The sequence below is a fragment of the Streptosporangium sp. NPDC053982 genome (genome assembly GCF_055585205.1).
The window spans coordinates 49,741-70,027 of the sequence record NZ_JBVJKQ010000010.1 but is presented as its reverse complement, the minus strand read 5'-3'; the positions used below and the strand labels follow the sequence as shown (position 1 = coordinate 70,027).

Annotated in this window: 17 protein-coding genes; 11 read left to right on the top strand and 6 right to left on the bottom strand. The window is 72.2% G+C overall.

Annotation, left to right across the window (positions count from 1 at the left end; all coding sequences use genetic code 11):
- Positions 1 to 246 precede the first annotated feature (246 nt).
- From tkt to pgl, 6 genes are all read left to right on the top strand, one after another.
- Entirely contained in the window at positions 247 to 2,280 is a 2,034-nt protein-coding gene (gene tkt, locus ACZ6W9_RS19335) for a transketolase (RefSeq protein ID WP_389968425.1), read from the top strand.
- A gap of 2 nt (positions 2,281 to 2,282) precedes the next feature.
- A complete protein-coding gene (gene tal / locus ACZ6W9_RS19330; protein WP_389968312.1) occupies positions 2,283 to 3,386 on the top strand; it encodes a transaldolase in 1,104 nt (367 codons plus the stop codon).
- Positions 3,387 to 3,391: 5 nt separating this feature from the next.
- The gene (locus ACZ6W9_RS19325; protein WP_470118902.1) at positions 3,392 to 5,020 is read left to right on the top strand and encodes a glucose-6-phosphate isomerase; all 1,629 of its coding nucleotides are present in this window, start codon (positions 3,392 to 3,394) and stop codon (positions 5,018 to 5,020) included.
- Positions 5,021 to 6,796, top strand: coding sequence for a glucose-6-phosphate dehydrogenase (zwf, locus tag ACZ6W9_RS19320; protein ID WP_389968316.1), 1,776 nt, complete (start codon positions 5,021 to 5,023; stop codon positions 6,794 to 6,796).
- Complete coding sequence (locus tag ACZ6W9_RS19315; protein WP_389968318.1) at positions 6,797 to 7,711, top strand: glucose-6-phosphate dehydrogenase assembly protein OpcA; 915 nt, start codon at positions 6,797 to 6,799, stop codon at positions 7,709 to 7,711.
- A gap of 191 nt (positions 7,712 to 7,902) precedes the next feature.
- A complete protein-coding gene (gene pgl, locus ACZ6W9_RS19310) occupies positions 7,903 to 8,676 on the top strand; it encodes a 6-phosphogluconolactonase (protein WP_470118899.1) in 774 nt (257 codons plus the stop codon).
- Positions 8,677 to 8,721: 45 nt separating this feature from the next.
- Here the strand turns inward: pgl and add are convergent, their stop codons facing one another.
- Entirely contained in the window at positions 8,722 to 9,771 is a 1,050-nt protein-coding gene (add, locus tag ACZ6W9_RS19305; RefSeq protein WP_389968322.1) for an adenosine deaminase, read from the bottom strand.
- 178 nt (positions 9,772 to 9,949) lie between these two features.
- On the opposite strand from add, the gene ACZ6W9_RS19300 reads away from it, so the two are divergent.
- A complete protein-coding gene (locus ACZ6W9_RS19300) occupies positions 9,950 to 10,636 on the top strand; it encodes an alpha/beta fold hydrolase (RefSeq protein ID WP_389968324.1) in 687 nt (228 codons plus the stop codon).
- Between the two features lie 24 nt (positions 10,637 to 10,660).
- Here the strand turns inward: ACZ6W9_RS19300 and ACZ6W9_RS19295 are convergent, their stop codons facing one another.
- Positions 10,661 to 11,773 carry a GNAT family N-acetyltransferase gene (locus ACZ6W9_RS19295; RefSeq protein ID WP_362946000.1) on the bottom strand — a complete coding sequence of 371 codons (1,113 nt, stop codon included), beginning with the start codon at positions 11,771 to 11,773 and terminating at the stop codon, positions 10,661 to 10,663.
- A gap of 165 nt (positions 11,774 to 11,938) precedes the next feature.
- Here ACZ6W9_RS19295 and ACZ6W9_RS19290 point away from each other — a divergent pair, with 165 nt between their 5' ends.
- Both ACZ6W9_RS19290 and ACZ6W9_RS19285 read left to right on the top strand, forming a co-directional pair.
- On the top strand, positions 11,939 to 13,339 hold the full coding sequence (locus ACZ6W9_RS19290) for an NAD(P)/FAD-dependent oxidoreductase (protein ID WP_389968326.1): 1,401 nt from the start codon (positions 11,939 to 11,941) through the stop codon (positions 13,337 to 13,339).
- 114 nt (positions 13,340 to 13,453) lie between these two features.
- Positions 13,454 to 15,079, top strand: coding sequence for an amidohydrolase (locus tag ACZ6W9_RS19285; protein ID WP_389968328.1), 1,626 nt, complete (start codon positions 13,454 to 13,456; stop codon positions 15,077 to 15,079).
- 153 nt (positions 15,080 to 15,232) lie between these two features.
- Here ACZ6W9_RS19285 and ACZ6W9_RS19280 read toward each other — a convergent pair whose 3' ends face one another.
- Positions 15,233 to 16,552 carry a hypothetical protein gene (locus ACZ6W9_RS19280; protein WP_470118895.1) on the bottom strand — a complete coding sequence of 440 codons (1,320 nt, stop codon included), beginning with the start codon at positions 16,550 to 16,552 and terminating at the stop codon, positions 15,233 to 15,235.
- The gene (locus tag ACZ6W9_RS19275) at positions 16,549 to 17,061 is read right to left on the bottom strand and encodes a SigE family RNA polymerase sigma factor (protein ID WP_389968332.1); all 513 of its coding nucleotides are present in this window, start codon (positions 17,059 to 17,061) and stop codon (positions 16,549 to 16,551) included. Before ACZ6W9_RS19275 ends, ACZ6W9_RS19280 begins: the two co-directional genes overlap by 4 nt.
- Before the next feature lie 301 nt (positions 17,062 to 17,362).
- Here ACZ6W9_RS19275 and ACZ6W9_RS19270 point away from each other — a divergent pair, with 301 nt between their 5' ends.
- Together ACZ6W9_RS19270 and ACZ6W9_RS19265 are read left to right on the top strand one after the other, a co-directional pair.
- Positions 17,363 to 17,944 carry a TetR/AcrR family transcriptional regulator gene (locus ACZ6W9_RS19270; protein ID WP_389968334.1) on the top strand — a complete coding sequence of 194 codons (582 nt, stop codon included), beginning with the start codon at positions 17,363 to 17,365 and terminating at the stop codon, positions 17,942 to 17,944.
- Positions 17,945 to 17,949: 5 nt separating this feature from the next.
- Positions 17,950 to 18,840 (top strand): alpha/beta hydrolase, encoded by an 891-nt coding sequence (locus ACZ6W9_RS19265; protein WP_470119099.1) that lies wholly within the window; start codon positions 17,950 to 17,952, stop codon positions 18,838 to 18,840.
- 125 nt (positions 18,841 to 18,965) lie between these two features.
- Here ACZ6W9_RS19265 and ACZ6W9_RS19260 read toward each other — a convergent pair whose 3' ends face one another.
- Positions 18,966 to 19,442 (bottom strand): nitroreductase/quinone reductase family protein, encoded by a 477-nt coding sequence (locus ACZ6W9_RS19260; RefSeq protein ID WP_389968336.1) that lies wholly within the window; start codon positions 19,440 to 19,442, stop codon positions 18,966 to 18,968.
- Positions 19,439 to 20,218, bottom strand: a complete 780-nt coding sequence (locus ACZ6W9_RS19255; RefSeq protein ID WP_389968338.1) for a glucose 1-dehydrogenase — start codon at positions 20,216 to 20,218, stop codon at positions 19,439 to 19,441. Before ACZ6W9_RS19255 ends, ACZ6W9_RS19260 begins: the two co-directional genes overlap by 4 nt.
- Positions 20,219 to 20,287 lie beyond the last annotated feature (69 nt).

Sequence of the window (20,287 nt, the reverse complement as noted above, 5' to 3'; positions counted from 1 at the left end):
ACGGCCATGGGGTACCTCCCGTGAGTCGTCCGCGCTGGTGAGCGCCCGACGGAGCCGCCGGTGATCGGCCTGCGCGACGCTGGGGAGGCCGACCCGTTAGGGTCCGGTGTGGGCGGGAAAAGCCAAACCGGCGCCACCATCACACGACAAGATCCGGAGATCGAGCACTTGAGCAGCGAACTCGTGCCAACCCTTGAATGGAACGACCTCGACCGCAGGGCGGTCGACGTCGTACGGGCTCTGGCGATGGACGCGGTAGAGAAAGCGGGGTCGGGCCACCCCGGCACCGCGATGAGCCTGGCCCCCGCCGCCTACCTCCTGTTCCAGAAGGCGATGCGGCACGATCCCTCCGACCCGACGTGGGTGGGTCGCGACCGGTTCGTCCTGTCCGCCGGACACTCCAGCCTCACCCTGTACATCCAGCTCTTCCTGTCGGGCTACGGCCTGAGCCTCGACGACCTGAAGTCGCTGCGGCAGTGGAACAGTCTCACCCCGGGTCACCCCGAGCACGGCCACACCGTCGGCGTGGAGACCACCACCGGCCCGCTGGGCCAGGGCATCGGCAACGCCGTGGGCATGGCCATGGCCGCCCGCCGCGAGCGGGGCCTGTTCGACCCCGACGCCCCCGAGGGCACCAGCCCGTTCGACCACATGATCTGGTGCATCGCCTCCGAGGGCGACATCGAGGAGGGCGTCAGCCACGAGGTCAGCGCCCTCGCCGGCCACCAGAGGCTGGGCAACCTCGTCGTCGTCTTCGACAGCAACCACATCTCGATCGAGGACGACACCCAGATCGCGCTGAGCGAGGACATCACCAAGCGCTACGAGGCCTACGGCTGGCACGTCCAGACCGTCGACTGGACCGGCGACGGCGAGTACAGCGAGAACGTCGGGGCGCTGAACCAGGCCCTGGAGGCCGCCCGCGCCGAGACCGGCAGGCCGTCGTTCATCCGGCTGCGCACCATCATCGGCTGGCCCGCGCCCAACAAGCAGAACACCGGCAAGGCCCACGGCTCGGCCCTGGGAGCCGAGGAGATCTCCGCCACCAAGCAGATCATGGGGATGGACCCGGAGAAGAGCTTCGACGTCCCCGCGGAGGTGCTGGAGCACACCCGCGAGGTCGTCGAGCGCGGCCGGGCGGCCCGCCACGAGTGGGAGCGGGCCTACGCGAGCTGGCGGGAGGCCAACCCGGAGCGGGCCGCGGAGTTCGACCGGATCAGCCACCGGCGGCTGCCGGCCGGCTGGACCGAGGCGCTGCCGACGTTCGAGCCCGGCGCGTCCGTCGCCACCCGCAAGGCCTCCGGCGAGGTGCTCAACAGCCTCGCGCCGGTCCTGCCGGAGCTGTGGGGCGGCTCGGCCGACCTCGCCGAGTCCAACAACACCACGATGAAGGGCGAGCCGTCCTTCATCCCCGAGGAGTTCCAGACCAAGGAGTTCCCCGGCAGCCGTTACGGCCGGACGCTGCACTTCGGCATCCGCGAGCACGGCATGGGGGCGATCCTCAACGGCATCGCGCTGCACGGCGGCACCCGCCCCTACGGCGGCACGTTCCTGGTCTTCAGCGACTACATGCGGCCCTCGGTACGGCTCGCCGCGCTGATGAAGCTGCCGGTCACCTACGTGTGGACGCACGACTCCATCGGCCTGGGCGAGGACGGCCCGACCCACCAGCCGATCGAGCAGTTGTGGGCGCTGCGCGGCATCCCGGGGCTGGACATCGTCCGCCCGGCCGACGCCAACGAGACGGCCGCCGCCTGGCGCGCCATCCTGGAGCACACCGACCGCCCGGCCGGCCTGGCGCTGACCCGGCAGAACCTCCCGGTCTACGAGGGCACCCTCGACTACGACAAGGTCTCCAAGGGCGCCTACGTGCTGGAGGAGGCCTCCACCGGCCAGCCCGCGGTCATCCTCATCGCCACCGGCTCGGAGGTCGAGCTGGCCGTCGGGGCCCGGAAGCTGCTGGAGGAGGAGGGCATCCCGGCCCGCGTGGTGTCGATGCCGTGCGTCGAGTGGTTCCAGGAGCAGGACACCGCGTACAGGCAGCTGGTGCTGCCCAAGGCGGTCCGCGCCCGCGTCGCGGTGGAGGCGGGAATCACACTGGGCTGGCGGCAGTTCGTGGGAGATGAAGGGGAAGTGGTGGGCCTGGAGCACTTCGGTGCCTCGGCTCCCTACAAGACCCTGTACGAGCAGTTCGGCCTGACCGCCGAGCGCGTGGCCGCCGCCGCCAAGGCGAGCCTCGCCCGGGTCGGGGCCGACAAGGGCGAGACGACGGGAAACTGATCATGAGCGAGATCCTGAAGAACCTCTCCGACCAGGGCGTGTCCATCTGGCTGGACGACATCAGCCGCGAGCGCCTGCGCACCGGCAACCTGGAGGGGCTCATCCGCGACAAGCACGTGGTCGGCGTCACCTCCAACCCGACGATCTTCGCCTCGGCGCTGAGCAAGGGCGACGCCTACGACGTCCAGATCCACGACCTCGCCGTGCGGGGGGTGGACCTGGAGGAGGCGGTGCGCGCGATCACCACCTACGACATCCGCTGGGCCGCCGACGTGCTGCGGCCGGTCTACGACGCCACCGGCGGCCTGGACGGCCGGGTCTCCATCGAGGTGGACCCGCGCCTGGCAAAGGACACGGACAAGACGATCGCCGAGGCGCGCGCCCTGTGGTGGCTGGTCGACCGCCCCAACACGATGATCAAGATTCCGGCCACGGTCGAGGGGCTGCCCGCGATCACCAAGGCGATCTCCGAGGGCATCAGCGTCAACGTCACGCTGATCTTCTCCCTGGCGCGCTACCGCGCGGTGATGGACGCCTGGCTGGCCGGCCTGGAGCAGGCGAAGGAGAAGGGCCTGGACCTCTCCGGCATCGACTCGGTGGCCTCCTTCTTCGTCAGCCGGGTGGACACCGAGATCGACAAGCGGCTCGACGAGATCGGCACGCCCGAGGCCAAGGCCCTCAAGGGCAAGGCCGCGGTCGCCAACGCCCGCCTGGCCTTCGCCGCCTACGAGGACGTGGTCAACTCTCCGCGCTGGCAGGCCCTCAAGGAGGCCGGCGCCCGGCCGCAGCGCCCGCTGTGGGCCTCCACCGGCACCAAGGACCCCAGCTACCCCGACACCCTCTACGTCGACCAGCTCGTCACGTCCGGCACGGTCAACACGATGCCGGAGAAGACCCTCGACGCCGCGGCCGACCACGGCCGGATCGAGGGCGACACGGTCCGCCCCTCCTACGAGGACGCCTGGAACACCATGGCGGCGCTCAAGGACGCCGGCATCGACTACGACGACGTGGTCGCCGTGCTGGAGCGTGAGGGCGTGGAGAAGTTCGAGGCGTCCTGGAAGGAACTGCTGGCCACGGTCGAGTCCGAGCTGCGGAAGGCGTGAGGCACATGACGGCATCCGTGACGATCGGCAACGAGCGGCTGGCCGAGCGGGCCGCCGAGACCGTCAAGGACCTCGTCGCCACGGGCTTCCACCAGGCCCTGGCGAACGGCGATCCCGGCCTGTGGGGCCCGGACGCGCAGGCCGAGGCGGCCATCCGCCTCGGCTGGCTCAACCTCCCGCTGACCAGCCGGGAGCTGCTGCCGGAGATCGGCAAGCTGGTCGAGCGGGCCCGCGCCCAGGGCCTGGACCACGTGGTCCTGGCCGGCATGGGCGGCTCCTCCCTGGCGCCCGAGGTCATCACGACCACCGCGGACGTCCCGCTGACCGTGCTCGACACCACCGACCCCGGCCAGGTGCGCCGCGCGCTGGCCGACCGGCTGGAGCGCACGATCGTGGTGGTGGCCAGCAAGAGCGGCGGCACCGTCGAGACCGACAGCCACCGCAGGATCTACGAGCAGGCGTTCCGCGAGGCGGGCATCGACCCCGCCGAGCGGATCGTCGTGGTCACCGACCCGGGATCGCCGCTGGAGCAGGCCGCCATCGAGGCGGGCTACCCGGTCATCCTGGCCGACCCCAACGTCGGCGGCCGCTACAGCGCCCTGTCGGCGTTCGGCCTGGTGCCCAGCGCGCTGGCCGGGGCCGACATCGAGAAGCTCCTCGACGACGCCGAGGCCGTGCGCCCGCTGCTGGCCCAGGCGGAGGGCAACCCGGGTCTCACGCTCGGCGCCGCCCTGGGCGCGGCCGCGGCCGCCGGGCGCGACAAGCTCGTCCTGGAGGACAGCCTCGCGGAGATCAACGGCCTGCCCGACTGGATCGAGCAGCTGGTCGCCGAGTCCACCGGCAAGCAGGGCCGGGGCATCCTGCCGGTCGTCGGCGCCGACCCCAACGACACCGACGACGAGCTGGTCGCCGGGATCGAGTCCGGCGGCGACGTGACCGTCAGCGGCCCGCTGGGCGCGCAGTTCCTGATCTGGGAGTACGCCACGGCCGTCGCCAGCCGCGTCATCGGCATCGACCCCTTCAACCAGCCCAACGTGGCCGAGTCGAAGGAGAACACCGCCAAGATCCTCGACCGCGCCGAGCCGCCGACCGGTACGCCGGTCCTGGTGGACGGCCCGGTGGAGGTGTACGGCGAGGTGCCGGGCTCCCCGGCTCCCAAGGACCTCTCCGAGGTGCTCACCGCGCTGCTGGAGGCCATCCCCGAGCGGGGCTACCTCGCGGTCATGGCCTACCTCGACAGGGAGGCCGCGTTCGACGCCCCGCACGCCGAGGGCGCCTCGTTCGAGGAGATGACCGACGCCTGGAGCGCGGCCGACCCGGCCACGCTGCGCGGGCTGCTGGCCGTCCGCACCGACCGGCCGGTGACCTTCGGCTGGGGTCCCCGGTTCCTGCACTCCACCGGCCAGTACCACAAGGGCGGCCCGCAGGACGGCGTCTTCCTCCAGATCACCGGGGCGAACGAGACCGACGTCGAGGTGCCGGGCAAGCCGTACACCCTGGGCAGGCTCCAGCTCGCGCAGGCCCTGGGCGATCTGGGCGCGCTGGCCGACCGCGGCCGGCCCGCGGTGCGGCTGCACCTGACCGACCGGGCCGCCGGGGTCGCACGCCTGCTAGAGGCAGCGCGGGAGGTCTGAATGAGCAAGCAGAGAGCCGGGAAGGCCGCCGAGGCGGCCGTTCCCGACGGCACGGGCGACGGGCGGTCCGCGGCGCCCGCCGAAGCATCCGCCGGCACGTCGGCTGAGACGTCCGCCGAGACGCGCGACGGGGCACGCGCCGCGTCGCGCGCCGGGACGCCGGAGGACGGCGCCCGCCGCGGCGATGACCTGCACACCTCCGACTCGGTGGCCGTCGCCTCGGCGGGGGCCACCGCGGGCACCACCGACGCGGTGGTGGCGGCCAACCCGCTGCGCGACCCGCGCGACAAGCGCCTGCCTCGGGTGGCCGGGCCGTGCGTGCTGGTGCTGTTCGGCGTGACCGGCGACCTGGCGCGCAAGAAGCTGCTGCCGGCGATCTACGACCTGGCGAACCGGGGGCTGCTGCCTCCCGGCTTCTCGCTGGTCGGGTTCGCCCGCCGCGACTGGGAGGACCAGGACTTCGCGCGGCTGGCCCACGACGCCGTCAAGGAGCACGCGCGCACGCCGTTCCGCGAGGAGGTCTGGAAGCAGCTGTCGGAGGGCATCTTCTTCTGCCCCGGCGAGTTCACCGACGACGGCGCGTTCGACGCGCTGGCCATGATGCTCAAGGAGATCGACGAGACCCGGGGCACCGGCGGCAACTACGGCTTCTACCTGTCGGTGCCGCCGAAGTTCTTCCCGGTCGTGATCGAGCAGCTCAAGCGGACCAGCCTCGCCGACGCGCCCCCCGGGTCGTGGCGGCGGGTGGTGATCGAGAAGCCGTTCGGGCACGACCTGAAGAGCGCGCAGGAGCTCAACGCCGTCACCAGCGCGGTCTTCCCCGAGAGCTCGGTGTTCCGCATCGACCACTACCTCGGCAAGGAGACGGTCCAGAACATCCTGGCGCTGCGCTTCGCCAACAACCTGTTCGAGCCGATCTGGAACCGCGGTTACGTCGACCACGTCCAGATCACGATGGCCGAGGACATCGGCATCGGCGGCCGGGCGGGTTACTACGACGGCATCGGCGCGGCCCGCGACGTCATCCAGAACCACCTGCTCCAGCTGCTGGCGCTGGTCGGGATGGAGGACCCGACGTCCTTCGACGCCGACTCGCTGCGCCGGGAGAAGGAGAAGGTCCTCAAGGCGGTGCGGCTGCCGCAGGACCTCGCCCTGGGCACCGCGCGCGGCCGCTACGCCGCCGGCTGGCAGGGCGGCGAGCCGGTCGTCGGCTACACCGAGGAGACCGGCATCTCTCCGGACTCCACGACGGAGACCTACGCCGCCGTCAAGCTGGAGATCGCCAACCGCCGCTGGGCGGGCGTGCCGTTCTACCTGCGCACCGGCAAGCGGCTGAGCCGCCGGGTGACCGAGGTCGCCGTGGTGTTCCAGCGCGCGCCGCACCTGCCGTTCAGCAAGGACGAGACCGAGATCCTGGGGCAGAACGCCCTGGTCGTCCGGGTCCAGCCGGACGAGGGCATCACGGTGCGCTTCGGTTCCAAGGTGCCCGGCACGGCCATGGAGGTCCGGGACGTCTCGATGGACTTCGCCTACGGCGAGTCGTTCATGGAGTCCTCCCCGGAGGCCTACGAGCGGCTGCTGCTGGACGTGCTGATCGGCGACCCGCCGCTCTTCCCGCACCAGCGCGAGGTCGAGCTGTCGTGGAAGATCCTCGACCCGGTCGAGGAGTTCTGGACGTCGCAGGGCCCGCCGGAGGAGTACCCCTCCGGGACGTGGGGCCCGGCCTCGGCCGACGAGATGATGGCCCGTGACGGCCGCGCGTGGAGGAGGCTGTAGATGGCGAACTTCATGCTCAGCGGCACGACCGCGTCGAAGATCTCCTCCCAGCTCACCCAGCTGCGGCACCAGATGGGCACGCCCGCGCTCGGCATGGTGCTGACCCTGGTCGTCGTCTGCGACGAGAGCAACCAGTACGACGCGGTCCGCGCCGCGACCGACGCCGCCCGGGAGCACCCCTCCCGGATACTGGTCGTCATCGCCCGCGACGCGTCCGAGCCGAACCGGCTCGACGCCGAGATCCGGCTCGGGGAGTCCACCCCGGGCGAGGTGATCCTGCTGCGCCTGTACGGCGAGCTGACCCGGCACGCCGACTCGGTGGTCAGCCCCCTGCTGCTCACCGACACCCCGGTGGTGGCGTGGTGGCCGGGCCACTGCCCGGAGTCGCCGTCCAAGGACGCCATCGGCGTTCTGGCCCAGCGCCGCATCGTCGACGCGCACGCCGCGCCCGACCCGGTCGCGGCGATCTCCTCCCGCGCCGACGCCTACCTGCCGGGCGACACCGACCTCGCCTGGACCCGGCTGACGTCGTGGCGGAGCCTGCTGGCCGCCGCGTTCGACCAGCAGGTCAGCCAGGTCACCGGAGGCACGGTCGAGGCGGCTCCCGGGCACGCCAGCGCCCCGCTGCTGGCGGCCTGGCTCGGCGGGTGCCTCGGCGTCCCGATCAAGGTGGCCGACTCCGCGGGACCCGGCCTGACCGCGGTCCGGCTGGAGACCCCCGGCGGGGAGATCGCCATCCTGCGCGAGGACGCCCGGGTGGCCACCCTGCAGCGGCCCGGCCAGCCGGACCGGCAGGTCGCGCTGACCCGCCGCCCGCTGTCGGAACTGCTGGCCGAGGAGCTGCGCCGGCTGGACCCCGACGAGATCTACGAGGGGGCGATCCGGCGGATCGCCCGCGGCGGCCCGGAGGGCTGACGCGGCGGGCGCCCGGCGGTCCCGGGCGCCCGCGCGGTCGCCGAGGCGGTCTCCCGGTGGGACCGCCGACGCGGGAGACGCCCTGCGGCACGCCGCGGGGCGTCTTCGCGTCGCCGGTCCTCCGATGGGAGCCTGCTGTCGCACGTCCCTCTTCGCCCGCCGTACCGACTTCCCGTTGAATGAGAGGTTCCGTGAGCGTTCCCACCGTGATCGTCCATCGTGACGCCGACATGCTCGCCAAGGCCGTCGCCGCGAGGGTGATCACCCGCACCGTCGACGCCCAGTCCGCCAAGGGGTCGGCGTCCCTGGTGCTGACCGGCGGCACCGTCGGCACCGCGACGCTGGCCGAGATCGCCGCCAGCCCGGCCCGCGACGCCGTCGACTGGCGCAACCTGGACGTCTGGTGGGGCGACGAGCGCTTCCTGCCCGACGGCGACCCCGAGCGCAACGAGACCGGCGCCCGGCGGGCCCTGCTCGACCACGTCGACCTCGATCCGGCCCGCGTCCACCCGATGCGCGGCCCCGACTCGGGGATGACCGCCGAGGAGTCGGCCGAGGCCTACGTGGAGGAGCTGCGCCGCGCCGCCCGGCCGGAGGACCACGGGCCGGCGCCGTCGTTCGACGTCATGATGCTGGGCATGGGCCCCGACGGGCACGTGGCCTCGCTGTTCCCCGGGATGCCGGCGCTGTACGACGAGCGGCCCGTGGTGGCGGTGCACGGCTCCCCCAAGCCGCCTCCCGTCCGCGTCTCGCTGACCCTGCCGGTCATCCGGAACTCCCGCGAGGTGTGGGTGATCGTCGCGGGTGAGGACAAGGCGGGCGCCGTACGGCTGGCGCTGTCGGAGTCGGGGCCGATGCAGGTCCCGGCGGCCGGGGCCCGGGGCCGGCAGCGGACGCTGTTCCTGCTGGACCGCGCCGCCGCCTCCAAGATCCCCTCCTCCCTGAGCCGCATCTCCTCCCCCTGACCCGCCTCCCCGGCCGGACGCGCGAGCCGTCCGGCCGGGCGGCGGTCAGCGTGCCGGTTCCGGCGTTCCCGAGCCGGTCTGAGCGGCGACGACGGCGTCGATCTCGGCGAGGAGGGCCTGCTTGCCGGCCGGGTCGAGGTAGGAGGCGACGACGGCGTTGCGGGCCAGACCGGCGAGCGCCTCCCGGTCGGGGCCGAGGATCCCGGCGGCGGCGCGGTACTCGCCGCGGAGGGTGGTGGCGAACATGGGCGGGTCGTCGCTGTTGACGGTCACGAACAGGCCCTCCTGAAGCATGCGGGGCAGGGGGTGCTCGGCGAGGTCGGCGATCTGGCCGGTGCGGAGGTTGGAGGTGGGGCAGACCTCCAGCGGGATGCGGGTCTCACGCAGGTAGGCGACCAGGCGGGGGTCTCCCATGCAGCCGATGCCGTGGCCGATCCGCTCGGCGCGCAGCCCCTCGACGGCCTCCCAGACGCTCTCGGGACCGGTCATCTCCCCCGCGTGCGGGACGCTGTGCAGCCCGGCGGCGACGGCGGCGCGGAAGGCGTCGCGGAACGCCTCTCGGTACCTGGGGCGCACGTGTTCGCTTCCGCCGAGGCCGAAACCTACCAGCGCCTGGGGAGGTTCACTCAGCGCGTGGTCGAGTGTGACGCGGGCGCTCTCGGCCCCGCACTCGCCGGGGATGTCGAAGACGTAGGCGACGCGGACGCCGTGGTCGCCGAGGGCGGCGCGGGCGGCCAGGTCCAGCGCCTCGGTGACCTCCCGCATCGGCATGCCCACGACGTGGTGGGAGTAGGGGGTGACGGTCAGCTCGACGTAGCGGGCGTTCTGCGCGGCGAGGTCCCGGGCGAGACCGGTCACCAGGGAGGCCACGTCCTCGGGCTCGCGCACCAGGGCGTTGACCGCCTGGTACACCTCGGCGAAGTGCCCGAAGTCCCGGAACCGGTAGAAGTCCCGCAACTCCTCCTCGGTGGTGGGAACCCGGCTGTCCGGATGGCGGCGCGACAGCTCCAGGACGGTGGGCACCGACGCGGAGCCGACGAGGTGGACATGCAGTTCGGCCTTGGGCAGCGCGTCGATGAAGGCGTCGATCGTCATGGCGCAGACCTTACGGACCTCTTCTCTCTCAGCGGTAGCGATTACCGACGAATCTGACACTAAAAAGTCATGTTCATTTCTGTCGGTGGCACAGGCTTGACTGGGCGGACACGGACTCCGGGTCTCCGGCGCCTCGCGGGCGCGCCCCGGGGACGACCGGCTCAGAAAGGTGAACCGCATGGCGACGTACGTGTTGATCCCCGGCGCCGGCTGCGACGCGTGGCTCTGGCACCGGGTGACGCCGCTGCTGCGGGCTCGCGGCCACGACACGGTGGCGGTCGAGCTGCCCTGCGAGGACGACTCGGCCGGGCTGGCCGAGTACGCCGACGCGGTCGTGACGGCCGTCGGCGACCGCGCCGACCTGGTGCTGGTGGCCCACTCCATGGGGGGCTTCACCGCGCCGCTGGTGTGCGAGCGGCTGCCGGTCGGCCTGATGGTGCTGCTGACCGCGATGGTCCCCTCGCCCGGCGAGTCACCGGGTGACTGGTGGGCCGCCACCGGTCACGCCCAGGCCGTGCGCGAGGTGAACGAGCGCCACGGCCGACCGGCCGACGCCCCTTTCGACCTGGACTTCACCTTCCTGAACGGCGTCCCGCCGGAGATCGCGACCCAGGTGGAGGAGCACTCGCTGAGCCAGTCCGGCACGCCGTTCCTGAAGCCGTGGCCGCTGCCGGCGTGGCCGGACGTGCCGACCCGGTTCCTCGTCTGCCGCGACGACCGCTTCTTCCCCGCCGGTTTCCAGCGGCGCGTCGTCCGCGAGCGGCTCGGCATCGTCCCCGACGAGACGGCCGGCGGCCACCTCGCGCCGCTGAGCCACCCGGAGGAGCTCGTCGAGCGCCTGGAGGCGTTCCGGACCGCGCTGTAGGACCGCGCTGTGAGACCGCGCGGGTCAGGCCGCGGACGCCGCCCGGGACTCCGCGGGCGGCCCGGACCTCACGGGCGTCCCGGACTCCGGGGACGCCATGGAGGCGCCCCGTCTGGGCGTCGCCGTGACGCCGACCGCGAGCCTGGCCTCCACCACGCCCGGGTCGTCGGTGAGGGTCAGGGTCGCGCCCAGCGAGGACATGAGCCTGCGCATACGCGTGTTGCCGGCCAGCATGCTCGCCCGGACCTCGGCGAGCCCGAGGTCGCGGGCCTCGGCGAGGAGGATCCCGGCCAGCGCCGAGCCCAGCCCCCGGCCCTGCCAGCGGTCCTCGACGAGCAGGGCCAGCTCGGCGATGCCCGGGTCGGGGGTGAACATCAGGCTGGCCAGTGCGATCGCCTGGCCGTCGTGCCCGGCGACCATCGAGTGGCCGTGCGCGCGGTCGCAGAGCCGGTCGAAGACGCGGTCCGGCAGCGTGGACACGGGGGTGAAGTAGCGGAACCGGCGCGACTCCGGCGAGCAGCGGTCGTGCAGGTCGCGGACGGCCTCGCGGTAGAGCCGGGTGACCGGGCGCACCTGCGTCTCGGTGCCGTCGGTCAGCCTGGCGGTCCGCGTCGCCCCGGGCGGGCGGTGGCAGGCCGGCTGGGCGAGCCGTACGAAGGAGGCCGCGCGGGCGGCCTCGGTCAGCGTGAAGGGCAGCCCGGCGCGGCGCAGCCGTACGGCGCGGCGCGGTGCGACCGGCACGGTGAGCTGTGTGGGGTCGGGCAGCTCGCTCATGTCGGCGCCGTAGACCCAGCGGGAGTCGTCGGCGCGCAGCAGCTCGCCCAGCAACGCGGGCAGCCGCCAGGGCTCGGCGCGCAGCCGGGAGGCGAGCAGGAGCGCGCGGGTGGGCTCGTCGGTCAGCTCGTGGGCGGTGGCGGGGACGACCTGCACCCGACGTCCGCCGGCGGCCTCCAGCGCCCGGCGCACGGTCTCCGGGCCGGCGGGGATGTCGGCCACGAACTCGTCCACGGTGCCGTCCGCGTCGGACTGGACGCTCAGGCCCAGGATGTTGCCGCCCCGTTCGGCGAGCGCGGTGGCCAGCGAGGCGAGCCGCCCCGGCCGCTCATCGACGGTAGTACGAATCCTCAGAAACCCCATCAAAGCTCCCTCCATCGCCATCAGCTTGGCGGAGCCCTGTTACGGCCCCGCTACACCGGGGTGAGCCCGCCGTTACGTCTCAAGGGAGTTGTGGATGATGCGGTTGTACAACGGTTTCCGTGGGGTGATGCACGCCTCATGACGGATATAGCAGGATATGTGGCCATGAGCACGCGAGTTCCCCTGTCTGGGGACTTTGTCAACGGGGATGTCTCCTTCTGGTACCGCTCCCTCGGCATCCCCGTGGCAGGAGAACCCCTCGACGGCGACCGTGAGGCCGACGTCGTGATCATCGGAGCCGGTTACACCGGCCTGTGGACCGCCTACTACCTCAAGCGGGCCAGACCCGATCTGCGGGTCACCGTGCTGGAGAAGGAGTTCGCCGGATACGGCGCCTCCGGCCGCAACGGCGGCTGGCTGGTCGGCGAGCTGGCCGGCACCCCCGAGCGCTACGCCCGGACGCACGGCGTGGACGCGGCCAAGCGGCTCCAGCGGGAGATGTTCTCCTCCATCGACGAGGTCATCGCCGTCGCGGACAAGGAGGGCATCGACGCCGACATCGTCAAGGGCGGCGTCACCACGGTCGCCACCAACGCCGCCCAGGACCGGCGGCTGCGCGCCCTGCTCGACCACGAGCGCCACTGGGGCTGGACCGAGGAGGACGTCCGGCTGCTGGACCCGGCCGAGCGGGAGAGCCGCCTGCGGGTGGACGGCGCGGTCAGCGCGATCTGGAGCCCGCACTGCGCCCGGATCCAGCCCGCCAAGCTGGCCCGCGGCCTGGCCCGGGTCGTGCGCGACCTCGGGGTGGAGGTCTTCGAGCGCACCCCGGTCACCGAGATCGTCCCGCACGAGGCCCGCACGCCGTACGGCACGGTCCGCGCCGGCCATGTCATCCGCGCCACCGAGGGCTTCACCGCGGAGCTGCGGCAGTACCACCGGGCCTGGCTGCCGATGAACAGCTCGATGATCGTCACCGAGCCGCTGGGCGACCTGTGGGACGCGATCGGCTGGGAGGGCCGCGAGCTGCTCGGCGACATGGCCCACTACTACATGTACGCCCAGCGCACCGCCGACGGCCGCATCGCGTTCGGCGGGCGCGGCAAGCCGTACCTGTACGGCTCGCGGGTGGACGACCGGGGCCGCACCCACGCCTGGACGATCGAGGCGCTGTGGGAGCTGCTGACCGGCATGTTCCCCGCCGTGCGGGAGTCGAGGGTGGCGCACGCCTGGTCCGGCGTGCTGGGCGTGCCCCGCGACTGGTGCGCCACCGTGCACGTCGACCACGGGACCGGGATCGGCTGGGCGGGCGGCTACACCGGCCACGGGGTCACCGCGACCAACCTCGCCGGCCGTACCCTGCGCGACCTGATCCTGCGCGAGGACACCGGCCTCGTGGCGCTGCCGTGGGTGGACCGGAAGGTCCGCGGCTGGGAGGTGGAGCCGCTGCGCTGGATCGGCGTGCACGCGATGTACGACCTGTACCGCCGCGCCGACGCCAGGGAGAAGGCCGGCCTCGGCCGCACCTCGGCGCTGGCCCGCGTCGCCGACGCCATCACCGGCCGCTAGGTTCGGTTCCGTCGCCGTCCGAGGTTCCGTCGCCGTCCGAGGTTCCATCGCCGCCCGAAGGAGAAGCATGCCCCACCTGCCCGGTCCCGCCGCCCGCACCCCGGCGGCGACCGAGTGAACGAGATCCTCTTCCGCGGCGGGCGCGTCTTCCTGCCCGGCGGAGCCTTCGCCGAGGCCGTGCTGGTCCGCGGCGACCGCGTCGCCGCCGTGGGCTCCGAGGCCGACGTCGCACGCCGGGCCGGCCCCGGCTGTGAGACCGTCGGCCTGGACGGCGGCCTGCTCATCCCCGGCTTCACCGACGCGCACATCCACCCGGTGCAGGCCGGCCTGGAGCGGGCCAAGTGCGACCTGGCGGAGGTCTACGGCCTGCCGGAGTATCTGGAGAAGATCGCCGCCTACGCCGCCGCGCACCCGGACCGGGAGTGGATCGAGGGCGGCGGCTGGGACATGTCGGCCTTTCCCGGCGGCCTGCCGCACCGCTCCCAGCTCGACTTCCTCGGCCGCCCGGCGTACCTGGTCCAGCGTGACCACCACGCCGCATGGGTGAACGGCCGCGCCCTGGAGCTGGCCGGGATCACCCGTGACACCCCCGACCCCGCCGACGGCCGGATCGAGCGCGACGCCGGCGGAGAGCCCACCGGGGTGCTGCACGAGGGCGCGATGGAGCTCGTCGGCCCGCTCGCCCCGCGGCCCACCACCGCCGACCAGGTCGCGGCGCTGCTGGACGCCCAGCGCCACCTGTTCTCCCTGGGCGTCACCGCCTGGCAGGACGCCATCGTCGGCCCCTTCGCCGGCTCCCACGACCAGCTCCCCGCCTACCTGGAGGCCGCCTCCGCAGGAAGGCTCACCGCCCGGGTGGTGGGCGCGCTGTGGTGGGACCGGACGCGCGGCGCCGAGCAGATCCCCGAGCTGCTGGAACGCCGCAAGGCCGCCGAGGGCCTGGAGCGGTTCCGCGCCACCTCGGTGAAGATCATGCAGGACGGCATCGCGGAGAACTTCACCGCCGCGGTGATCGAGCCCTACTGCCGCTGCGGCGGCGCGGGCGGCGGCACGGGCCTGTCGTACGTCGACCCCGAGCTGCTGAAGGGCCACGTCGCCGAGCTGGACCGGCACGGCTTCCAGGTGCACTTCCACGCGATCGGCGAGCGGGCCGTGCGCGAGGTGCTCGACAGCCTCGCCGGGACCGACCCGGCGAACCGCCACCACGTCGCGCACCTGCAGATCATCGAGCCGTCGGACGTCCCGCGCTTCGCGGAGCTGGGCGTGACGGCCAACCTGCAGCCGCTGTGGGCCACCCACCACGCCCAGATGGACGAGCTGACGATCCCGTTCCTCGGCGAGGAGCGCTCGTCGTGGCAGTACCCGTTCGCCGACCTGCTGCGGGCCGGCGCCCGGTTCTGCGCGGGCAGCGACTGGCCGGTCTCCAGCGCCGACCCGATCCAGGGCATGCACGTGGCGGTCAACCGCACCGAGCCGCCGAGCTCGGTGCACGCGGACTACCCGACGGCGCAGACCCCGTTCCTGCCAGGTCAGTCCCTGGACCTCGTGACCGCGCTGACCGCCTACACCGAGGGCTCGGCGTGGATCAACGGCGACGACGACGCGGGGGTCATCGCACCGGGCAACCGCGCCGACCTCGTCGTGCTGGACCGCGACCCGTTCACCGAGCCCGCCGCCGACATCTGGCGGACGAGGGTCGCGGCGACCTTCGTCCGCGGCGAGCAGGTGTACGGCCGCTGACGTCGGGCCGCCCGCGCCGCGCCGTACGGCCCCCTCGGGCCGGACGGCGCGGCACACGCCGCACCGTGGCTTCGTCGTGACCGCGTCCCTCGCACGCCGCCACGGCGTTCGCCTGCTTCGTCCGCGGCGAGCGGGCGTCCCCGGCGCGACGGGTCACTCGATGGCGGCGAGGTTCACCACCACCCGCCTGCCGTTGAGGACATAGTCGAGCAGCCCCGGCGCGGTGTGGTCCAGGTAGGTGTCCTCCAGGTGGGAACTGCGCCCCCGGTCCATTCGCCTGTCGCGGAAGCCCAGGTCGGCGACGCGGCCGGTGGCCAGATCGTAGAGCACGATACGGCTCTGCTGATCGCCGGTGCCGGCGCCGAGGGTGCCGTACTGCGGGAACGTGAGGAACCGGCCGAGTGCCGGAAAGCCCCTCGGCCCTCCCGGGATCACGCGCTCGCCGGAGCCGTCGCGGCGGCGGGCGACCACCTCCGCGCCCCCGCCCGCGGCAGGCCGGGTCAGCGCGCACCAGGTGACCCCGCAGCCGCTGATCCGCTCCTTTCCGGTCTTGACGACACCCTGCTTCTCACCGTTTACGAGGTTGACGATGCGGTCGAAATCGGATTGTGGGTCGCGGCCGCTCCCTGACCCGGCCCAGGGCCACCGGAGAAGGTGATATCCCTGGGAGCGAGGGACCATCGTCGTCTTCCCGCCGGAGAGTGAGACCCGGTAGACGCCGCCTTTCACCACGCGCGACCACACCACGTGCCCGTCGGCGATCTCCATCATGTCGAGGTCGCCGTATTTCATGGTCTGCGGGAACGAGGCGATCCGGCGCGGCGTCCCGCCCGTGACCGGAGCGGTCCAGACGTCCACGAACGAGCGGAGGTCCTTCCAGCGGACGGTCGCCCACGCCAGCCGGCCCTCACCCGACACCGCGGAACGGATGTGGGTCGTGCCGGCGGGCGGAGCGAGGTCGACCAGCCGCCTGGCGCTACCGGAGCCGAGGTCGTAGGCCCAGAACTCGTCGGGCCGGTTCCCAACGTCCTTCCTCCCGGTCCGGACCAGCAGCGTGCGTTCGTCGAGGAACAGCTCCGGAAGCATTTTCCTGCCGTCGGGCAGCTTCGTGGGCATGGTGTGGACCGCGTCCGGCCAGACCTTGACAGGCGGCGGCGCGACCTCGTCGGTGGTCCCCGGCTCAGGAGGCACCGAGGCGGCGGAACGGGGTGCGGGCGTCCTCTTCTGAACGGGAGCCTCCGAGGACGCCTGCCCGGACGATCCGGAGCCGGAGGACAACCCCTCGACCGCGAGCGTGGAACCCACCGCCAGCACGGCGACCGCCGCGGCGGCGGCCAGGACGGGGCCGGGACGGCGGCGCCGTACGTCATGGGGCCGTACGTCACGGGTCCGCAGGAACCGCTCCGGTGACGGCGGCGGCTCCTCTTGAGCCATCTCGGCGAAGGTCTCGCGCAACAGGTCTTCGACGTTCATCGGAACTCCCTCACCGTGTCCAGTTCCGGGGCGACCTTCCTCAGACGTTCCAGCGATCGGTGGATCTGACTGCGGACCGACCCCACCCGGATGCCGAGCGTCCGCGCGATGTCGGTCTCGGACAGGTCCTCGAAGTAGCGCAGCACCAGCATGGTCCGTTGCCGGGGCGTCAGGCGGGCCAGAGCGGCCCGCATCGTCAGCCGGAGGTCCACCGACTCGGCGTGGCCCTCCCCCACCTGCTCGGGCAGCCATCCGACGGCCGTCTCCGTCCCCCGGGAACGGCGACGCCACCGGCTGACCTGCTCGTGGTACATGGCCCGGCGGACGTATCCCTCGATCGCCGCCGGGTCGCGCAGAGCGCTCCACCTGGCCGCCGTCTTCGCCAGTGCCGACTGCACCAGGTCCTCGGCGACATGCCGGTCACCGGTCAGCAGATACGCGGTGCGGAACAGCGCCGCCGACCGGTTGACGACGAACTCCCGGAAGTCCGCCTCGAATCCTGGATCCACCCGTCCTCCTCGTCATGTCAAAGAGCAAGGACGCGGACGAGCCGAGGATCTATGCCGGTCGTCCCGGATCGGCCGGTTTCCACTGTGGCACCGTAGGAGGGTGGGGCGATCGGGAGACGTCCAGCCCGCACGGCTCAGCCGGGTCGACCTGCGATGAGGTGATGCCGGGAACCCCTTCCCGGGTCACGGAAGAGGTTCGGCGTCCTACCTGCCGACTCGACAGCCGGGCGGCGAAGTGGTCGGTTGAGGACAGGGTCACCAAGGATTGCATTTAATGCAATTATTGCATATTGTGCAAATCATGGATGCAGCGGAGGAGCGTCGCGGACGCAACAGGGCGCGGAAACGGCGGCTCATCGGGGACACGGCGGTGGGCCTGGCCCTGGAGGTGGGACTGGAGAACCTGACCGTCGAGAGGATCGCCGAGGCGGCCGACATCTCCACCCGGACCTTCTTCAACTACTTCTCCTCCAAAGAGGAGGCTCTCACCGTCGGGCCCTCACGGTCGGCGGAGGAGCTGGCGGCGCTGGTGGCCGCACGTCCCGCGGACGAACCGGCGGTCCGGACGATGCGGGTCATGGCCAAGGAGATCGCCGACTCCTTCGTGCCCAGCCGACAGCAGATCGCGCTCTGGCGCCGCAACCCCGAACTGCTCGCCCGGGCACGCAGGCCCGCCGACCAGGAGCGAATCTTCGCGACCCTCATGCGGGCCGTGGCCGCTCGGACGAAGCGTCCGCCCGGCGAGGTCTACCCCGGCGTGCTGGTCGTCACGACGTTCTCCATCATCGAGTGGGCCGTACGGGCCTCCTGGCAGGACGACGCCGGCAGGTCGCCGGACGATCTGATCGACGAGGCGTTCGACCTGATCGAGTGCGGCCTGTGACGAGCATGCAGGCGCGGCTGACCACCGTCGCGGTCAGGCTGATGGGCGTCAAACGGCGCATGTACGGCAGCGCGGAGAAGGTGCACAGGAGCATCGCCGCGGATCGCAGGAGAGGCCCCGCCGTACCCGGATACAAGGATCGGCTCTCCGTCGAGGAGCGGCGCATGGCCGCTCACCGCGTCTACACGGTGAGCCCGAAGACCGGCCGCACCGGCCGTCACCTGCTGTACCTGCACGGCGGCGGCTGGTCCCTGTCGATCACCTCGCTGCACTGGGACCTCATCGGCACGCTGGCCGAGCGGCTGGGCTGCTCGATCACCGTCCCCATGTACCCCCTCGCCCCCGAGCACAACGCCCGCGACGTGTGGGCCATGCTCCTGCCTCTCTACCGGGATCTCGCCGGGGAGTCCTCCCCGGAGCGCCTGACCGTGGTGGGCGACTCGGCGGGGGGCAACCTGGCCCTGTCTCTGGTCATGCAGGCCAGACAGGCCGGCCTGCCGCAGCCGGCGCGTCTGGTGCTGGTGTCGCCGTGCGTCGACGTCTCCTGCAGCGATCCGGCGATGGCGAAGCTGGAGCGGGACGACCCGATCCTCGCCCCCGAGGGCGTGCGCGAGGCCGGTCGTCTGTACGCGGGAGGTCTGGACCCGCGTGATCCGGTGGTCAGCCCCCTGTACGGCTCGCTCCGCGGCCTGGCTCCCATCGCCGTCTTCACCGGAACCCTCGACATCCTCAACGTCGACGCCCACCGGCTCAGGGACAGGGCACGACAGGAGGGCGTGTCCCTGGAGTGGTTCGAATACCCCGGCATGATGCACGTCTGGCCCCTGTACTCCCTGCCCGAGTCCAGACGGGCCGTCGACGAGATCGTCGCGATGATCGAAGGGCCCCGGACCTGAGTTCCTCCACCCGTTCCAGCCGGGCGCGCGGGTGGGCCGGCGCGAGCCAGGGCGGCGAAGCCGTACGGTGAGCCGGCCTTGCCGTGACTGCCGACGATCCGGGGCATCTGTCGGGGGATCCGCGATCACTGCCGATGGCGGAAGCCGATGCGCATCAGCCGGCGGTCAGCCCGGTCCTCGAGTCGAGTCGGCCGGACGGTGCCGGGGTCGTGGGGCTGGTTGAGATCCGCGACGATCTCCGCCGGCACGGCCTGACGTTCAGCTGGGTCGGTGACAGGCATGGCCCGTGCAGGCAGATCTGCGCGGATCCCGTTCTTGAGGTGGAAGGTGAAGCCGGGATCGGCGAGAAGGTTCGCATGCCAGTCGGTCTCGGCACCGCCGGCGCCGCTGCACAGGCAGGTGGTGCCCGCAGCACGGTAGAAGAAGATCTCGATGTGGCGTGGCCGGCCGGTGCGGCGCCCCAGCGTCGTGATGTCGATGATCCGTTCGCTGGTGCCTGCCGCAGGTGTGATCTCGATGGCTCGCCGGACGTGATCGGGCAGGTGCGACAAAGACGCGTCATGTGCGGAGTCGTTCCATCCGGTCGTGTCTGGACTGCTCATGCGGTCTCGGTCTGAAGGGCGGGCCCGAGGAGGAGTCCACCGTCGATGACGTACTCCGACCCCGTGATGAACGACGCGTCCGATGACGTGAGGAACAGGAGAAGCCGGGTGACGTCGGCCGGCTCTCCGAGTCGGGGGATGGCGAACGGCTCGGGTGAGTAGAAGTCGGCGATTGCCGCGGTGGCGCCGGCCGCTGGTTCTTGGATGAAGGGAGTCGCGATCACGCCGGGGTGGATGGTGTTCACGCGGATGCGGTCCCGGCCGAGCTCGAGCGCCGCCGTTCGGGTAAGTCCTCGCACGGCCCACTTGCTGGCGACGTACGGCGCGTAGTGCGCCGTGCCGCCCAGGCCCATCGTCGAGGCGATGTTGACGATGGCTCCCCCTGTCGCGCGGCGCAGAGCGGGGGCGGCGACCTTGATGCCGAGGAAGGTCCCTGTGAGGTTGATGTCGAGGATGCGCGACCACGTGGCCTGGTCCGTGTTCTCAATCGGCACCGGCGGGTTCTGGACGCCCGCGTTGTTGACGAGCACGTTCAGGGCGCCGAAGGCGCTCTCGGCGGCCAGCACGGCAGCGGACCACGAACTCTCGTCGGTGACGTCGAGGCGGGTGAAGTGAGCGCGGGTCCCGAGCTCGCCGGCGAGAGCGGCGCCGCGTTCGGTGTCGATGTCGCCGATCACCACGTTCGCTCCCTCCGCGTGAAAGGCGCGTACGTGGCTCGATCCCTGGCCACCGGTCCCACCGGTCACGAGCACGGTCTGGTTGCCGAAGCGGTTCATCCGATGTTCCTTCGGTACGTGGGTGACCGACCGGGATCATCTGCGATGAACGGCCGGCCGATGGTGAGC

What these genes read in the sequence shown, in the direction of transcription:
- ACZ6W9_RS19315 (WP_389968318.1), top strand. Translation starts at nt 6,797, where the DNA reads ATGGCGAACTTCATGCTCAGCGGCACGACCGCGTCGAAGATCTCCTCC.
- zwf (WP_389968316.1), top strand. Translation starts at nt 5,021, where the DNA reads ATGAGCAAGCAGAGAGCCGGGAAGGCCGCCGAGGCGGCCGTTCCCGAC.
- ACZ6W9_RS19280 (WP_470118895.1), bottom strand. Translation starts at nt 16,552, where the DNA reads ATGAACGTCGAAGACCTGTTGCGCGAGACCTTCGCCGAGATGGCTCAA.
- add (WP_389968322.1), bottom strand. Translation starts at nt 9,771, where the DNA reads ATGACGATCGACGCCTTCATCGACGCGCTGCCCAAGGCCGAACTGCAT.
- ACZ6W9_RS19300 (WP_389968324.1), top strand. Translation starts at nt 9,950, where the DNA reads ATGGCGACGTACGTGTTGATCCCCGGCGCCGGCTGCGACGCGTGGCTC.
- ACZ6W9_RS19255 (WP_389968338.1), bottom strand. Translation starts at nt 20,218, where the DNA reads ATGAACCGCTTCGGCAACCAGACCGTGCTCGTGACCGGTGGGACCGGT.
- ACZ6W9_RS19265 (WP_470119099.1), top strand. Translation starts at nt 17,950, where the DNA reads ATGCAGGCGCGGCTGACCACCGTCGCGGTCAGGCTGATGGGCGTCAAA.
- ACZ6W9_RS19295 (WP_362946000.1), bottom strand. Translation starts at nt 11,773, where the DNA reads ATGGGGTTTCTGAGGATTCGTACTACCGTCGATGAGCGGCCGGGGCGG.
- tal (WP_389968312.1), top strand. Translation starts at nt 2,283, where the DNA reads ATGAGCGAGATCCTGAAGAACCTCTCCGACCAGGGCGTGTCCATCTGG.
- tkt (WP_389968425.1), top strand. Translation starts at nt 247, where the DNA reads ATGGACGCGGTAGAGAAAGCGGGGTCGGGCCACCCCGGCACCGCGATG.
- ACZ6W9_RS19290 (WP_389968326.1), top strand. Translation starts at nt 11,939, where the DNA reads ATGAGCACGCGAGTTCCCCTGTCTGGGGACTTTGTCAACGGGGATGTC.
- ACZ6W9_RS19270 (WP_389968334.1), top strand. Translation starts at nt 17,363, where the DNA reads ATGGATGCAGCGGAGGAGCGTCGCGGACGCAACAGGGCGCGGAAACGG.
- ACZ6W9_RS19325 (WP_470118902.1), top strand. Translation starts at nt 3,392, where the DNA reads ATGACGGCATCCGTGACGATCGGCAACGAGCGGCTGGCCGAGCGGGCC.
- ACZ6W9_RS19260 (WP_389968336.1), bottom strand. Translation starts at nt 19,442, where the DNA reads ATGAGCAGTCCAGACACGACCGGATGGAACGACTCCGCACATGACGCG.